This is a genomic window from Lactiplantibacillus sp. C232 (genome assembly GCF_023806725.1).
Lineage (GTDB): Bacteria > Bacillota > Bacilli > Lactobacillales > Lactobacillaceae > Lactiplantibacillus > Lactiplantibacillus plantarum.
Genome location: NZ_JAMSKZ010000018.1, coordinates 46,146 through 61,302, shown reverse-complemented (window position 1 = coordinate 61,302; position 15,157 = coordinate 46,146). Strand labels below are relative to the sequence as shown.

Below are 15,157 nucleotides of genomic sequence, written 5' to 3'. Positions count from 1 at the left end.
TCGCTTTCAATTGGTTTTGGTCGACTTGATTGTAGCACAGGACGATATGTCCTTTTGTTGTACATAAAAATAGTGTTGATGGATTTTATCCATCAACACTAAATATCATAGACCCCTTTTTTGTGTATCGAGTTTTATGAATGTTAATTTAAAAACTGGTATACTTACGTATAATAATTAGGTTGAAATGGATGTGCACTACGTTATCGTATAGCTATGTTTTATGAAGCTGTATTTAACCATAAAATAAGTAAAAAAGATAAGTTCAGACAAGCTTGAAATATGAGCTTGGTGCGGGTTGCACAGTGTAATTAACAGAATTACTGAGCTGGACAAAACAAGCGAAAAAGATAAGCTGAGATAAGGTTAGATAAGCTTGAAATATGAAGCTTGGTGCGGGGTTCACTTTAGTGCCAGCCAGAGATTTTCATCTTTGGATTTTTTTAACTCAACTATCTGATTGTACCTAATGTCAGCTATTCTTTTTCTGTAAGAATAGTTCTGATAACATGCCGTAAAGGCAGGTACCAAGAATAAAGATGGCCCAAAATATATCGGTAGTGGATTCAAATCCATGACTGTAATGCATCAGGACAGGAATAAAGAGAAGTAAAGAAATCCAGAATCTAAAGCTACGATAAAAATTTTTTTGAAATTTAAATTTCATTTTTATTGCCTCCAAAATGTTTTACCATACACTAATGCTGATGGAGATATTAGTCCAATCATTAATGTTTAAAGAGATGGTTAACGAATCTTCACAGTGACAGTTAGTTGTTAAAGATTTCAAACAGCAAAATAAATTTTCTTTGAAGTTAAGTCGCCATTTTTTAATGGTCTTCTATGCTTACTATTTATCAGCACTTCTGGATGATTTGTATCATAATTTCTATTATATAAAGTACCCCCTTGAGTTGAAGTAAATCCAGACTCAGGGGGGTATTATGTTTTCAGCTAAAATAAAGCAACAAGTTTTAAGTAAATATCTCCAGGGAAATTCGTCCCTGTTACTTATGAAAGAATATGGTATCAAAGGAAGTGCGACGATTTATCAGTGGCTCACTCAATTTGAAATTTTTGGCATTCAAGGATTAGAGAATTGTCGTAGGAAGACATTTTATGACTATTCCTTTAAAATCAAGGTTATCAAATGGTGACAAGAACATCATGCCTCATATCCAGTAACGGTAACCCATTTCAGATTGAAGCAACCGATGATGGCTTGGGACTGGGAACGAAGACTGATTGAGGGACGTCTTAAGCCATCCAAAGGATGGTCTTTAAAAATGACAGATAAATCTAAACAATCTAAGACATTGAAACAACTTCAGGAAGAAAACGAGCTTTTACGAATCCGGTTAGCATACTTGGAAAAACTCGAAGCCTTGGCACAGAAAAAATCTCAAACCAAGAAAAAGCCAGCTAATCACTGAGCTAAGGCGTGAATTCAATGTTAAATTAGTTGTGGTTTTAAAAGCAGTATACATGCCGAATAGTAGTTACTACGATGCACTTCACCGTAAATATCAATCAGGATCATCAACGTTAATCACAAGGCAGTACTTTGTATTATGCGTGAAAATAATCTCCTTTGTCAGGCATTCAATCGTCGAACGAAGAAATATAACTCTTATAAAGGAACTGTTGGTACAGTTGACCATAACCGTTTAAACCGTCGTTTTAAAACGGATTGTCCATTTCAAAAAATCGTTACTGATGTAACGGAATTCCGTTAGGGGAATCAAACAATCAACGAACGTGCATACTTTACAGCTTATATTGACCTTTATAACGGAGAAATTCTTGAATGGGCCATTGGTCGTAGACCAACGGTAGCCTTCATCACACGCCCCCTTGAACGATTAGTGGCACGACGTTCGGGCTTACCATACCGTATGCAATTCATTAGGATCAGGGGTTTCAGTATCAGAACTGTCGGTACGTGAATATTTTGCGACAAGCTCGCGTTTTCCAAAGCATGAGCTGCAAGGCCACATGCCTAGATAATGTGGTAGCTGAAAGTATCTTTCACATTCTTAAAGTTGGCACGGTTCACAATTAGCAGCTTAGAAATTCACTCCAATTTATGGGGTTCACTTCAGTTGTGTTTTTTATATAAGGTTACTGAAAAAACGAAGTTAGAGCGGTATTCAGCCGACTAATTGAATCGAGATTTTTAACAAGAATTTAAGCTCAATATCTGCGGAAAACTACAATTTCTTAATAAAGGCTCTTGAAATACCAGATAAGAAACTAGCACACTTGATCTTATTTGTGAGTATAATTGACTTATCAGGTTAACTTGGAGGTTGATGGCATGCAAGTGAGTCAATATCAAGATTTACGTGTTCAGCGAACAATCAATAGTATTTACGATGCTTTTAAACGGTTAATTTGCGAAAAAGAATATTCAAAAATTACAGTGACCGAATTGGCTAAGATGGCCCAGATCAACAAAAAAACATTTTATCGGTATTATCCGACTTTAGATGATTTACTGATTGAATTACAGACGCGATACTCTCAAGCCTATCTAAAAGAGATTGGTAATTTACAATATCCACGAGATCTAGCAAAAAGTGTGGAAGCTTTTTTCACCTATTCCGCTACTCAGGGTGAGGCATATGATCGAATTACGACGTGCTCAGTGGGGTCTTACGTTGGCATTCGGCAACAAATGATCAACGAAGTCATGACTAAAACTTGGGGCCAGTCCCAGGAGTTTAATCAGCTTGCGGATTGGAAACAAAGAATTTTACTAGATTTTGTGGAGCAGACGGGACTGAAGGTTTATACAACTTGGGTTGCAACTGGTAAGAAAGAACCCCTTGAAGCAGTTATTAGCGCTGCTACCGAATTAATGCAAGGCGGTGTAGAACAGTATTTAAAATTAGAGCAGTGAGTCAATTTTCAGTTTGAGTATGAGTATAAGGGTCGAGATTGTTAAAAATACAGTCTCGGCCCTTATTTTGTATATTGAAAGAATTTTGACGATTTTGGAAGCCTACTAGCGATTAATGTGTACTCTAAGGATGTTTATTACTTGATTCACGTTTTAATGGACGAAAAAATAATCAAATTGATATATTTTATGCGCCAAATTCAGAAAAAGTGTGGCATAAGTCCCGCTTTTAAAAATACTGCCCATTTTTTAGTGACGGAATCCATCGCATAATGAATCCATCAGCAACGAAATAACGGAGGCTATTAAATGACAGTTAAAATTAATGAAGAACGGGCAGTTGCTCGTGTTGTTCACCAACAAGTTCAGGGAATGTTAGAAAAAAATCTTGAATTGCTTGATCAGGTAATCGCACCAAATGCTAAGTTAGTGCACATCACAGGAACTGTTCAAAGCAAGGCTGAATGGCTACAACAGATTAGACTTGGACGCATGCACTACTTTAGTAGTCATGAGGTTTTGTTTCAAGTGGTTGTAAAAGGGAAGCAGGCGCAAGTAGTCATGCGTAACGAGTTGGATGCACGCATCTATGGATTCCGGAATACGTGGCCTTTGCAATCCAAGGTCGAGTTAGTTAAGGGACCACACGGCTGGCAAATTATTGCCTCACACGCGTCGATGTATTAGAAGGAGAAATGATGACAAAAAGAAGAATGGCAATCGCAACGATTGCGTTGTTAATTGCGAATTTTATGGGTGGCTTAGATGCTACCATTGTTAATACTGCATTACCGGCAATTACCAGTGATTTAAATGGGATTCGCCTGATTGGCTGGATCAGCTCAATCTTTTTATTAGGGACAGCAGTTACGACGGTTTTATGGGGCCGAGTGGGTGAATTGATTGGTAATAAGCTCACCTTCCAAATTTCGGTTGTGCTATTTATCATTAGTTCGGTAGTTGGTGGTTTGTCTACTAATATGGTCATGTTAATTATTGCCCGAGCCTTTATGGGAATTGGCGCTGGTGGAATGGTTTCCATCCCATTTATCATTTATGCGGACTTATATGAAAATCCTGCTGAACGAGCACGAGCCTTGGGATGGGTCACGGCGTTTTATACGTTATCCACCGTTGTCGGTCCCTTGATTGGTGGCTGGCTCGTAGACACATTGTCTTGGCATTGGGTATTCTTTATTAACTTACCCATTGGAATTATCTCACTCCTGTTATTGCAATTCTCTTACCGTGAGAGTGAGCATGAAGCTACTCAAAAACGATTTGATTATTTAGGATCAGGACTGTTGATTGTAACCCTGATTGTTTTACTGTTTGCTAGTGACGCAATCGCTTCAAATTTAACTCAAGCGTTGGTTTTACTGGTAATTGGTTTGATCTTAATGGTTATTTTTTACCAAGTTGAAAAACGGCAAAAAAATGCATTGGTACCCACTGAATTACTGAAAAATTGGCGTATCCAATCGCAAAATGTCATCATGTTTCTGATTAACGGTTTCTTCATCGGTTATAGTGTCTACGCACCAATGTGGTCACAGGGACTGTTAGGTACTAGTGCCACGTTAGGTGGTTTGACCCAGATTGCTGGTTCGATCCTATTATTGGTGGGGACAAGGTATACTGCTCATTTGATGGTAAAAATGCCGTATAAACGAATCGTTATGTTTGGAATCCTTAGTGTTTTACTATCAGCATTATCGATGGTGATGGCGACCCAATTTGCGCCTTATTGGTGGTTATTAGTTAGTGGTGGCTTTAATGGTTTGGGAATGGGCTTATCGTTTACACCAATGCAAGTTTCACTACAGGATGGCGTTCGACGAGATCTAATTAGTGTTTCAACAACTTTCGGGTTGTTATTCAGAACACTTGGTCAAACGTTTATGTCTTCAATTTTTGGTGCGATTTTGAGCATTAGTACTGCTAGCCAGATTGGTGGGAAAATTACGACGCAGATGATCAATAAGTTAACGGATGCAAGTTCGGCACGCTCGTTACCACAGAACTTGTTACCACAGCTCCGCACCATTTTATTTAATGGTATGCATTTAATTATGGTGATTGGTTTGATTTTGGTGGTCATTGCGTTTGTAATTAATCTGACTCGCAAAGAACCTGCCAAGCAACCACGGTAAAATATTTTAAGCGTCGGTTATGAGTTAAGCGTGGCATATGTCTCAATTTTTAAAACATTGACCATTTTTATATAAGCCAATTCACGCGATAATCAAGGTGTAATCAAGAAAGGAAGTCCCAAATATGATGGATATTCAAGAAGTTTCAGATCGGTTAGCTTTAAAGCAGGTTGTTGATTTATTTTCAAATTACTCAGACACTAAAGAAAATGAGAAGCAGGTTCAACTCTTTTTACCAAACGGTAAAGTAAATATTATTAATGATGGTAAAGTTACGTTTACGCTGAATGGGCGTCAGGAAATTCTGAACGCTTTCAGTTCTTCAATGGACGATTACTCAGCTGTCTTTCATATGAGTGGACAACAAACCGTTAGTTTCACGGACGCAACCCACGCGGATGGCATTGCTTATAATTACGTTACGCTGGTTAAAACCAATGAGCAAGGCCAAACGGTGACGACTAATGAAGGGGTCCGTTATCAGGATAAGTACGAAAAAGTCGATGGTCAGTGGTATATTGCAGAACGGAATTCTAACTTCATTTGGCATACGGAGGACGTGAAATAAATGAAAAAAGGTTTAATTATTGGTGCAACCGGATCAATTGGTAGTGCCGTACGTAAAATATTGTTAGCAAAAACGGACGTACAGTTGACTTTATATTCGCGCCGTGCAGACCGGTTAAAGTTGATAGTTGATCGTGAAACGGCAGTGGCAGGGAGTGTCACTGATGATGATCAACTAGATCAAGCGATTAAAGGACAGGACTTTGTTTTTGTCGCATTAAGTGGTGATATGGATAGCTTTGCAGCTCATATTATCTCAGCGATGGAACGCAATGGCATTCAACGATTAATTTTTATTACAACGATGGGAATTTATCAGGAAATTCCAGCGTGGTTAGGTGATTCGCCGGAACCTTACCACAATCCGATTTTAAAATCGTTTCGGCAGGCAGCTGACCGTATTGAACAATCAGATTTAAACTACACAATTATTCGTCCTGGTTGGTACAATAACGGGCCAATCAATTATGAAATTACGCAAAAGGGCGAATCATTCGGTGGTCATGACGTTTCACGCGATAGCATTGCCGATTACGTCATGAAACTAATTACGGAACCAGCGCTCGACAACCGAGCTAGCGTTGGAATCAATACCCCAGAATAGGAGCAGCTAATATGAAAAAAGAAATCACATTAAATAATGGTTTGAAAATGCCAGTATTAGGATTCGGAGTTTTCCAAATCCCCGATTTTGAAGAATGTAAGCAAGCAGTCTTGACTGCTTTAAAACAAGGTTACCGGTTGATCGATACGGCAGCTGCGTATGGCAATGAACGAGCGGTCGGCGCCGCCATTCGTGAGAGTGGCATCGCCCGTGAAGAAATTTTTGTAACGACTAAGTTATGGGTCCAAGATGCGGGTTATGAGCAAACACAAGCCGCTATCCAGGCCTCACTTAAACGTCTTGGACTTGATTATATTGATTTATACTTGATCCACCAACCGTTAGGCGATGTTTATGGTTCATGGCGAGCAATGGAAGCTGCTTACCACGATGGTCAATTAAAGGCACTGGGAGTGGCCAACTTTGAAAATGACCGGTTACAAGATTTGATTATGCATAATGAAGTCAAACCCACAGTCGATCAGATTGAACTTCACCCATTTTATCAACAACCACAACGGGTTCAGTGGTTGTTGAATCATGATATCGTACCGGAAGCCTGGGGCCCATTTGCAGAAGGCAAGAAGGGAATTTTCACAAACTCAGCCATTCAAGAAATTGCTGAAGCACATGGTAAGACGAACGGTCAGATTATTTTGAAATGGTTGAACCAGCGTAATATTGTGGTGATTCCTAAATCCGTGCATGCAGCCCGCATTGTTGAGAATTCTCAAATATTTGATTTTGAGTTAACTCAAGACGAGATGCAACAAATGACAAAATTAGACGAGGGCACGAGCCTATTTGGCAACATGCATGATCCTGAAACGGTAGCGCAATTGGGTGGCTTTAAGTTTGACTATTAATTGGCGGTGATACGTAAGAAATCAAGAACTGCTTAAGACCAACTTGTTGACTGGTGAAGTAGCGTTTAAATCTGTATTGGCTGAGGAGCACGTGATAAGTTCAAATTAATGATTGATAGTGAGCACGATTACTGATTCTAGTCATTGTGCTTTTTACTGTAAAACGCGTAACTATCAACTTTTCAGCTAATCGTTACGCGTTTGGCAGGCTTCGTATTATTACTGGATATGAACAGGTGTGTTTACTGGGATATGCTTGTACATCCACTTAGCATCCGAAATGGACAAGCGGACGCAACCATGTGAATCGGACCTTTTGCCGAGTAAGGCTGCCTTGCTGGCAATATAGTGATTGGATGCGTCTACTGGAACCGAGTGAAAGAGGTAGACGCCGTGATCCTTAAATGAGACCCAGTAATTGGCACCTTCGTGCAAGCTAGCATTGTAAAAATGCAGGCCGCGTTCAGGTTGGATAACGAAATCGCCTTTGGGGGTTGCATTTGTGCCGGGTTTACCGGTAGTGGCAAGCATTGTGTACAGGAGCTTATCGCCAGCTTTCAGGTAGACCCGCTGTTTTGCAACGGAGACATCAATCCTCAAGTTGGGATAATTTTGCACATTCGGATAAGGATGGTTGGATTCAGAAGGGCCGTGCCAATCAACCGGGGTTGCCGTTGCAGGGGCTGTTTTATGGCTGACACTACTTTTACGCGTTTTAGATTTAGCATGGCTTGAATTAGAGTGACTTGTACTGGCAGCTTGAGCCCTAGTTGCTTCGAAAGCGAAACTATTTCTAACCATACTTCTAATCCCAAATAGTAGCACTATTCCGGAAAAAAATAAGGTTAGATATAGAATAAACTTCGTTGTTAGTTTCATGTAATCATACTCCTCAATTTTACATTACTGCATAGCGGAGGGTGCCAGAGCCAGAAATGTATTGTAACCAAGGGTAACCGTCAGCAGTAATCTGGGCGTTATAAATAACAGAGTCACCGGGGTAGTAGACCCCAACTATTGACGTTGATGGTGCAGTTCGAATGTTGGTTTGTTGAGTAAAGGTAAAAGTACCCGAAATATTGTTGGTATTGTATTGTGCTGAGGTGCCACTCATTGCAACGTAACGCGTATTGCCAGAGCCGGCAAATATATCCCTCAGCGTTAACTTGACCTGTGTAAGTAACTGAATCACCAGGATAGTAAGTACCGACAACGGGTGCCGATAGTGAAGGTACAGTCCGAATGCTTGTGCTCCAGAAATGGATGGTAGAATATGATATTGTGACCACCCAATCATTGCACCAGGTTTAATTGCAATGAAAAAGTTTTTTACGTAATTTGGAACACCTTGTTCAGCGTCATCGCGAAGTAAAGCAACATTAGGAAGTGTGAAGCGTAAAAATTGACCTGGTTTACACGAAAATGAACTATGTACTGTAAATGGTCGAACATGGATAGAATTAGTTGTAACGGGTGTCGGGGATGTGATAGGGGCTGAATCATCAATAAATTACGTGCTATGACTAGGAATAGCTGGTGCTGCTATATATGGTGCCGTACTGCTACGGAGGTAGCCGCGCTATTACTTGTAGCTGCTGTCTCATTTGAATTTAGCTTACCAGTAGTGGATTTAGATATTTGTTTGCTTGCTGTAGTTGTGGAAATATTACTAGTGGCTGAACTGGCCTGCTGGCTAGTAGTAGTTGCTGTTGAAAATTGATGGGTTGCTGAAGACACGTTAGTAGCACTGTTAGCCGTAATTGTACTAATTGATGATACTTCTGAGGTAGCACCTGAAGTTGCGGCTTTAACTTTAGTGGTACTAGGACTTGATGTTTGATCAGCTTTCCCTTGTACAGGCTTTGCTAATGTAATTCCTAAAACACTGCTCATTACGACAATAGAACTGAGTTCGACAATCTTATGACTAGTGTTCTTGTTATACGTACTCCATTTTTCATAGAATATTCCTCCAATTTCTGTGCGATAAATGAAAAAATTACAACAGCCACGTGATTATTTCCACGAGTTGAATCCTAGCACCTGGTTATTCGGATGGAAACGTCAAATTAAATGGATAGTTGTAAGTAAGGTTCGTCTTGATGATTATAGCGGGTGTAAACTGACTTGCTTGGGTAACTGTGGATTTTTTGAGACTGATACGGTGTGGAAAAATCATGGTCAGGAAAGTTTCCAAATTAATTTAGGGTCGCAGTCTTTTAGGGTGGGCGCTAAGTGGTAGTGATGTGATTGTTGGCAGTAAAGTGGTAGCCGTGTAGGTATAATAAGACTAACGACCATTGCTTGCACCTTTAACGCGTGACTACTGAAAGTACCAATGTTTTGTGGCGATGGCGATAAAAACAACGGTTATTAGAGGTTGCTCAACGCGGACTTGCTGATTGGCGAATGTTTACGTTATAAGCCAAACACAAATAAACCAGCAAATACCAATGTCCCTGATTATTCAGGACATCGGTATTTGCTGGTTTTTAAATTAGATGAATAACAAAATTAGTTAATCAACATATTGCGCGTAGTCGATCCCTAGTCGCTTGGCAATTCCGGTAACTTCTGCGAGTGTCTTGTCATCAATCTCGATGCCGTTAGCTGACCGGTCTTGATACGCGGCAGCTTCCTTATCGCCGGCAACGATGACTGGTTTGCCGGGAACGGATGGTAGGTCGCGAATGGCTTGCAAGTAAGCTGAAAACTTAGCAATAATGGCATCCTTATCACCAAAGATTGAAGGGTCGATGGCGACAAAGCTCTGACAAGGGCCCACGGAAAGGTCGTCCGGAGTAATTTCGTTGGAGGTGTTGCCCATTGAAAGGATTGCTGTGAAAACCTCGACGATGACACCGAGACCGAACCCTTTGTGGCTACCGGTGTCTTCGGTAACGCCACCTAATGGCGCTAAACCAACATTGGAATCTAAATCACGGAGGGCATCCAAGTCTTTGGTATCGTTATGGCTATTAACGGGCGTTTCGCCATCCTTAGCGACCCATAATGCGGGCAAATCTTTACCTAATTTACGATAAACTTCAATTTTACCTTGTGGCACCGTCGTTGTGGCCGCGTCGAAGATAAATGTGTTCGGGTTGGCTGGCATGGCAAAGGCAATTGGGTTGGTGCCGACCAACGCTTTGGTAGCATGAGTGGGTAACATCGCTGAACGTGAATTGCACGACGACAGGCCAATCAGACCTTCTTCGGCAGCCATGTTGGCATAGTAACCCGCAATACCATAATGACCGGAGTTACGAGTCGTAACGATACCGATACCGTGTTGTTTTGCTTTTTCAATGGCTAGGCGCATGCTATAGATACCGTTCAATTGGCCCAAACCAAAGTGCGCGTCAACGACCGCACTAACATCGGTTTCTTTAACAACTTCTGGCCGATTATGTACGCGAATCTTACCGTTACGAATGAAGTCGTCATACATGATCATTCGCTGGACGCCATGGGATTCAATGCCAATCAAATCGGTGTAGATCAACATGTGGGCGACTTCTTGGCTTTCTTCTTCGGTAAAGCCGTAACCTTTGTAAATATTGTAAATCAGGTGTTCAATTTTTTTGCTATTGTATCGTTTTACCATTACATTCACCACGTTATTTGAAATAGACTTAAGTGACAGCCTTGTATATTATAATATGATAATAATAAGGACTTTGAATGTCAATTAAATTTTAATAATCTGTTAATCGTAAATTAATTAAAAGTGTCATCATATAACAGGTCAACCCGAGTCTTCAAAGCGCATGAAATTGAGGTCAGACTAAATCAAAGATAATGCCGGGTCATATGGCACGGACCAATCATAAATTAGGTATAGCTAAAGGGGGCATCAATAAAGTGTGCCGTTAACTGATGGCCTGTTTAGGGTGGCCCTCATTAGTAGCTGGTGATGAATTGGACGAAATAAATTGCGGCTGCGACGTTGGCTGATGCTAGCGCTGAGACCGCGAAATTGCGGTTTAGGTATTGCTGGTCAATGTGCAGACTAGAATGGTAAGTTAAATTATTTGCGAATGGTTGCAGTTGTTGCACGCGTGCTTGTGGATAAGTTAAAGGAATTAGATGACAAATCGGTAATTAGTTGGGACTAATGACTGTAAATGTTAATAACATGACTTATTTGTGGGTAAGTGCATGAGCATCTGGGGATAAGTAAGGAAAATGAGGATAATTGTGGTGAATCCAGCCATCCACAGTGCATAACTTTTATGATGTAGAAGTTATCAACAGATTTATTAGATATGATGTGAGATTAATAGATGGGGATTACGTGGTTAGTAATAACTTTTTGTAATCTGATTCAATGAAATTCTTTAGTTTAGGCACTGGCTCAATTAGAATTGTTGCGTCTATATTGATTTGAAATTCTGATATATCAATGATTTTGAGCACCTATCAAATAAATTGTTAGCTATTTAGCTCCTAAAATGGGTAAATAAGTGTAGTCGGAGGGGGAAGAATAAATGGGAGATTCAATTGGACAACGTATTAAAGCAAAGCGATTAGAATTGAAGTTAACGCAAAATCAAGTTGCGGAAAAATTATTTGTTACACAGCAGACTGTTGCTAGGTGGGAAAATGGAAAGCATACATTACCAGTAAAAGCTGTTCAGGATTTGAGTGAACTATTTGATGTACCAACAGCTTATTTTTTTGGTGAAGATCAAATTATTATGCGTCGATTTAATTTTTTTGCATTTGTTGGTAGTGTTTTTGTTAACTTTATCTTATTTTGGCTAATTGCGATTGTATTATTAACAGTTTTATTAACAGTGTGGGGTATGCTAGGTGCCGGTTTGGCTGCACCAGTTGTGATTATTTGGCAGTTCATCACTGCTGCTCATATTTTTGACATTGGTCGTTTGATGATTAGTTGTGGTATGTTGCTCATGTCGTTGGTTGTTATTCCAATTGCTTGGAAAATTACATGTTATATCGGTTGCATTTTAAAAGCCTATTATCGGTATAATGTAAATTCAATTGTGTATGAGGTAATACCAAGGGAGGCTAATGATGATTATCGCAAATAAGATTAGCAAGCAAATTCAACTTGCGGATCATGATGTTGAGATATTGCATGAAACAACGATTCACGCTAAAACTGGCGAGTTTTTAAGTGTTATTGGTCCTTCTGGCTCAGGAAAAACGACTTTATTGAACTGTCTATCAGGATTAGTAAAACCAACCTCTGGTGAGGTTTACATTGATGGACAGTGTATCCAAAGCTTATCTGCACAAAAATTGGCGCAATTACGGCGCACAACGATTAGTACGATTTTTCAATCGTATAATTTATTGCCAGCGTTAAATGTTTTAGACAACGTGATACTACCCTTACGTTTGAACCATCAACGAATAAGCAAAGTTAACGTTGAGACGTTATTAGGTGATTTAAATTTTAAGGCTAGTTTAAGTCAGTTTCCTAGCCAATTATCAGGTGGAGAACAGCAAAAGGTTGCGATTGCTAGAACCCTAGTTATGCATGCCAAAATTATCTTTGCAGATGAACCAACAGGTGCTCTAGACTCAATGTCCAGGGAGGTAATATTTCAACAATTACGAGAGTTGGCTAATAATGGTGTCTGCATCATCATGGTAACTCATGATATTGAACAGGCAGCCCGTACTGATCGTGCATTAATCCTAAGCGATGGTCACATTGTTTCTGAGGTCGAACGCCCGTCAGTTGATCAACTCTTTACTCAAATGGATAGTATACGGGGGTAATGACTATGGTGTCATTAAGTATTCATCAATTTCAATATTCTTGGAAGTCTTGGATGACGGGAAATTTTATTTTTATTATTTCTGGCTGGCTTATTGGCTTTTGCTTAACTGGTATCGATACGTTGAGCTGTGTAACGTTTTCTTCACACATTGATCCATTACCATTGTTTATCATGCCAATGGTTTTTGGTGGAATAACACTATTATTTGTTTTAGGTGAAGTTATTCGACTGATTATGCAGGAGTTGGCTAATGAATACCAGTTATGGGTGGTTTTAGGTGCTAATCAGCATCAATTGGCACTTTTAATCGCTGTGCAGATGGGGTTGACAGCTTTCCTAAGTAGTTGGGTTGGTTATAGTTTATCAATGCTAAGTATAAAGCCGCTATACGGATTATTGCAATTTTACATTGGCCGCACATGGTTGCCGAACGTGGTCTTTAGACCATCTGTCAAGGTTGGCCTGATGACTAGTTTAATTGTAGCGGGGGTTGCAGTTTTATCTGGTCTAATTAACACACATCGATTATTGCGACAACACCATAGACGAATTTTCAACATGCTCTTATTCGCTATATCGCTAGTGGGATTGAGCATAGCGAATTACCAAGTGTTAGTGACCAATACACAAGAAGATAGTGGAGGTGTTTTCCTTGTACTATTATTTTGGTTAATTCTAGTCCAGACTCAAATTGGCAGACAATTACTGATGTGGCTTTCTGGACGGATAACGAAGTTAACACCATCTGGACTATTCAAATTAGCAAGTTGCCAAGTGATGATTAATGCCAATGTTAATGTGCCAATACTAGCATTGCAATCCCTCAGTTATGGGTTAATAGTGTTACTTTACGGACTTGGTGGGACTGGTGGTCAAGATATTAAGAATGTCATTGTTTCGTTTATTGTTTATGTAGGGGCACCGGGACTACTAGTTATTGCTAATATAATTTCTGTTGCGATGTTAAGCGGACGCCAACAAGAGCAAAACTTCCAACAATTAGAGCAATTAGGATTCAGTGCTAGGATGCTGTTGCAGGAACGTAGCTTGGAGTGCTGTTTTCAAGTTGTACCGCTGTTAATAGCGGCGATGATTACGAATCTTACGTTGTATGGTGCATTGCTGATGCTTGCATGGCATACGCAAGTTAGGATACAAATCAGTTTAATGTCGGCCTTTTGGCTACCGATGGGTGTTTCAATGCTGACATGGGTAACGTTGACGATGGTTGCATGGAAAGAAGTTTTTGTTCACTTGGAGAGGGCTGAAATGGGTAGACAATAATTTGCTGATTTGTTTTCAACAGCTATATGGCAACCTTGGCGTAGTAGTCGTATAAAGCAGACCTACCCATTTACGCTCAACAGGTCCATCTTGATTTTGAACAGGTTGGTAATCAAGGTAAACAGGTAATTGTCTTTGACCAGGAAACGACCAATGGTTAGCTGGTTTTATCGTGAGTGGACGCGCCTACCCGAGCAGTTATTAAGATACTGGAAGTGGGCAATGACAAGAATCAGCGTGCAGCCGCGCGCTAATCTGTCCTAAACTAATATTAGTAAAGAAATAAAATAACTGTCTAATCAAATACGATATTATGAACGACGCTGGCCGGATAATCTTTAGTATAATAGTGATTATTAGTTAACGTTGTACGATTGATTAATCATGAACATTAGGTGGTAAATATTATGAATGAATCGGCATCGGATGAAAACTTTTTGGATTGTCCATTTGCCAGTGTTCAAAAAGTCGTTCGCGGAAAATGGAGCATGGTTATTCTGTATTTCCTTAGTCAGCGGGTCTTGCGTTTTGGTGAACTCAATCGCAAGGTTTATCCACCGGTGTCACCAAAGGTTGAATATTCACTCACCCCATTAGGAGAGAAGTTCTTGCCTGTTTTGAAGGCTTTGGAGAACTTTGCGGTAGACTATCAGGATTACCAAGCTTAATTAAGTGAAATCGGTTAAGAACGAGCATGCTCCGGTTTATTCACGGCACTAATTGTCGTCATAAAAATTAAAAAACGAGATCCAGCGACGTCTTCATACGTGCTTGGATCTCGTTTTTAGGTAGAACTAAGTGACTATCGAGCCCAGAGTTGGGTCGAATGGCGATGTCACTTGGCCTTGAACCGCATAACTAAAATGATAATATTGCTTTTAAATTCTGAAAGCTAATGAACAACTCTTCTTTGAAACTTTTATTGGGAATATTGCTTTATTTAATACGCATGATTTATCTATCCAAGAAGGTGTCTGCATTATGCGGCAGAATTTGGCGCGAGTGTTGACGTTGTTTTAACTGAC

At 39.9% G+C, this 15,157-nt stretch carries 17 protein-coding genes; 12 read left to right on the top strand and 5 right to left on the bottom strand.

Annotated features, from left to right (window positions below; translation table 11 throughout):
• The first annotated feature begins 944 nt into the window (after positions 1-944).
• The 8 genes from MZO41_RS14270 to MZO41_RS14235 all read left to right on the top strand — a co-directional run bounded on the left by MZO41_RS14270 (position 945) and on the right by MZO41_RS14235 (position 7,092).
• A complete protein-coding gene (locus tag MZO41_RS14270) occupies positions 945-1,157 on the top strand; it encodes a helix-turn-helix domain-containing protein (RefSeq protein ID WP_003642403.1) in 213 nt (70 codons plus the stop codon).
• A gap of 129 nt (positions 1,158-1,286) precedes the next feature.
• Entirely contained in the window at positions 1,287-1,433 is a 147-nt protein-coding gene (locus tag MZO41_RS14265; RefSeq protein ID WP_013355952.1) for a hypothetical protein, read from the top strand.
• Between the two features lie 884 nt (positions 1,434-2,317).
• Entirely contained in the window at positions 2,318-2,902 is a 585-nt protein-coding gene (locus MZO41_RS14260) for a TetR/AcrR family transcriptional regulator (RefSeq protein ID WP_003642400.1), read from the top strand.
• A gap of 309 nt (positions 2,903-3,211) precedes the next feature.
• Positions 3,212-3,589: a nuclear transport factor 2 family protein gene (locus MZO41_RS14255; protein WP_003642398.1), complete on the top strand. Its 378-nt coding sequence runs from the start codon at positions 3,212-3,214 to the stop codon at positions 3,587-3,589.
• Between the two features lie 11 nt (positions 3,590-3,600).
• Positions 3,601-5,055, top strand: a complete 1,455-nt coding sequence (locus MZO41_RS14250; RefSeq protein WP_024521913.1) for an MFS transporter — start codon at positions 3,601-3,603, stop codon at positions 5,053-5,055.
• 124 nt (positions 5,056-5,179) lie between these two features.
• Positions 5,180-5,623, top strand: a complete 444-nt coding sequence (locus MZO41_RS14245; RefSeq protein ID WP_003643432.1) for a nuclear transport factor 2 family protein — start codon at positions 5,180-5,182, stop codon at positions 5,621-5,623.
• Positions 5,624-6,226 (top strand): NAD(P)H-binding protein, encoded by a 603-nt coding sequence (locus MZO41_RS14240; protein ID WP_003643431.1) that lies wholly within the window; start codon positions 5,624-5,626, stop codon positions 6,224-6,226.
• A gap of 11 nt (positions 6,227-6,237) precedes the next feature.
• Entirely contained in the window at positions 6,238-7,092 is an 855-nt protein-coding gene (locus MZO41_RS14235; protein ID WP_003643430.1) for an aldo/keto reductase, read from the top strand.
• Between the two features lie 219 nt (positions 7,093-7,311).
• Here the strand turns inward: MZO41_RS14235 and MZO41_RS14230 are convergent, their stop codons facing one another.
• The 5 genes from MZO41_RS14230 to MZO41_RS14210 all read right to left on the bottom strand — a co-directional run bounded on the left by MZO41_RS14230 (position 7,312) and on the right by MZO41_RS14210 (position 10,699).
• The gene (locus MZO41_RS14230; protein ID WP_003643429.1) at positions 7,312-7,971 is read right to left on the bottom strand and encodes a L,D-transpeptidase; all 660 of its coding nucleotides are present in this window, start codon (positions 7,969-7,971) and stop codon (positions 7,312-7,314) included.
• A gap of 19 nt (positions 7,972-7,990) precedes the next feature.
• Positions 7,991-8,134, bottom strand: a complete 144-nt coding sequence (locus tag MZO41_RS14225) for an SH3 domain-containing protein (protein WP_252129700.1) — start codon at positions 8,132-8,134, stop codon at positions 7,991-7,993.
• Positions 8,085-8,381 (bottom strand): SH3 domain-containing protein, encoded by a 297-nt coding sequence (locus MZO41_RS17000; RefSeq protein WP_071540953.1) that lies wholly within the window; start codon positions 8,379-8,381, stop codon positions 8,085-8,087. The genes MZO41_RS14225 and MZO41_RS17000 overlap by 50 nt, the downstream gene beginning before the upstream one ends.
• A 253-nt stretch (positions 8,382-8,634) precedes the next feature.
• A complete protein-coding gene (locus MZO41_RS14215; protein ID WP_022638490.1) occupies positions 8,635-8,985 on the bottom strand; it encodes a hypothetical protein in 351 nt (116 codons plus the stop codon).
• Positions 8,986-9,610: 625 nt separating this feature from the next.
• Positions 9,611-10,699, bottom strand: coding sequence for an Ldh family oxidoreductase (locus tag MZO41_RS14210; protein WP_003643428.1), 1,089 nt, complete (start codon positions 10,697-10,699; stop codon positions 9,611-9,613).
• 883 nt (positions 10,700-11,582) lie between these two features.
• Here MZO41_RS14210 and MZO41_RS14205 point away from each other — a divergent pair.
• The 4 genes from MZO41_RS14205 to MZO41_RS14190 all read left to right on the top strand — a co-directional run bounded on the left by MZO41_RS14205 (position 11,583) and on the right by MZO41_RS14190 (position 14,800).
• Positions 11,583-12,149 (top strand): helix-turn-helix domain-containing protein, encoded by a 567-nt coding sequence (locus MZO41_RS14205; protein WP_003643427.1) that lies wholly within the window; start codon positions 11,583-11,585, stop codon positions 12,147-12,149.
• Positions 12,133-12,846: an ABC transporter ATP-binding protein gene (locus MZO41_RS14200; protein ID WP_003643426.1), complete on the top strand. Its 714-nt coding sequence runs from the start codon at positions 12,133-12,135 to the stop codon at positions 12,844-12,846. Before MZO41_RS14205 ends, MZO41_RS14200 begins: the two co-directional genes overlap by 17 nt.
• Positions 12,847-12,851: 5 nt before the next feature.
• Complete coding sequence (locus tag MZO41_RS14195) at positions 12,852-14,132, top strand: hypothetical protein (protein ID WP_003643425.1); 1,281 nt, start codon at positions 12,852-12,854, stop codon at positions 14,130-14,132.
• A 407-nt stretch (positions 14,133-14,539) separates the two neighbouring features.
• The gene (locus tag MZO41_RS14190) at positions 14,540-14,800 is read left to right on the top strand and encodes a winged helix-turn-helix transcriptional regulator (RefSeq protein ID WP_003643424.1); all 261 of its coding nucleotides are present in this window, start codon (positions 14,540-14,542) and stop codon (positions 14,798-14,800) included.
• Positions 14,801-15,157: the final 357 nt, after the last annotated feature.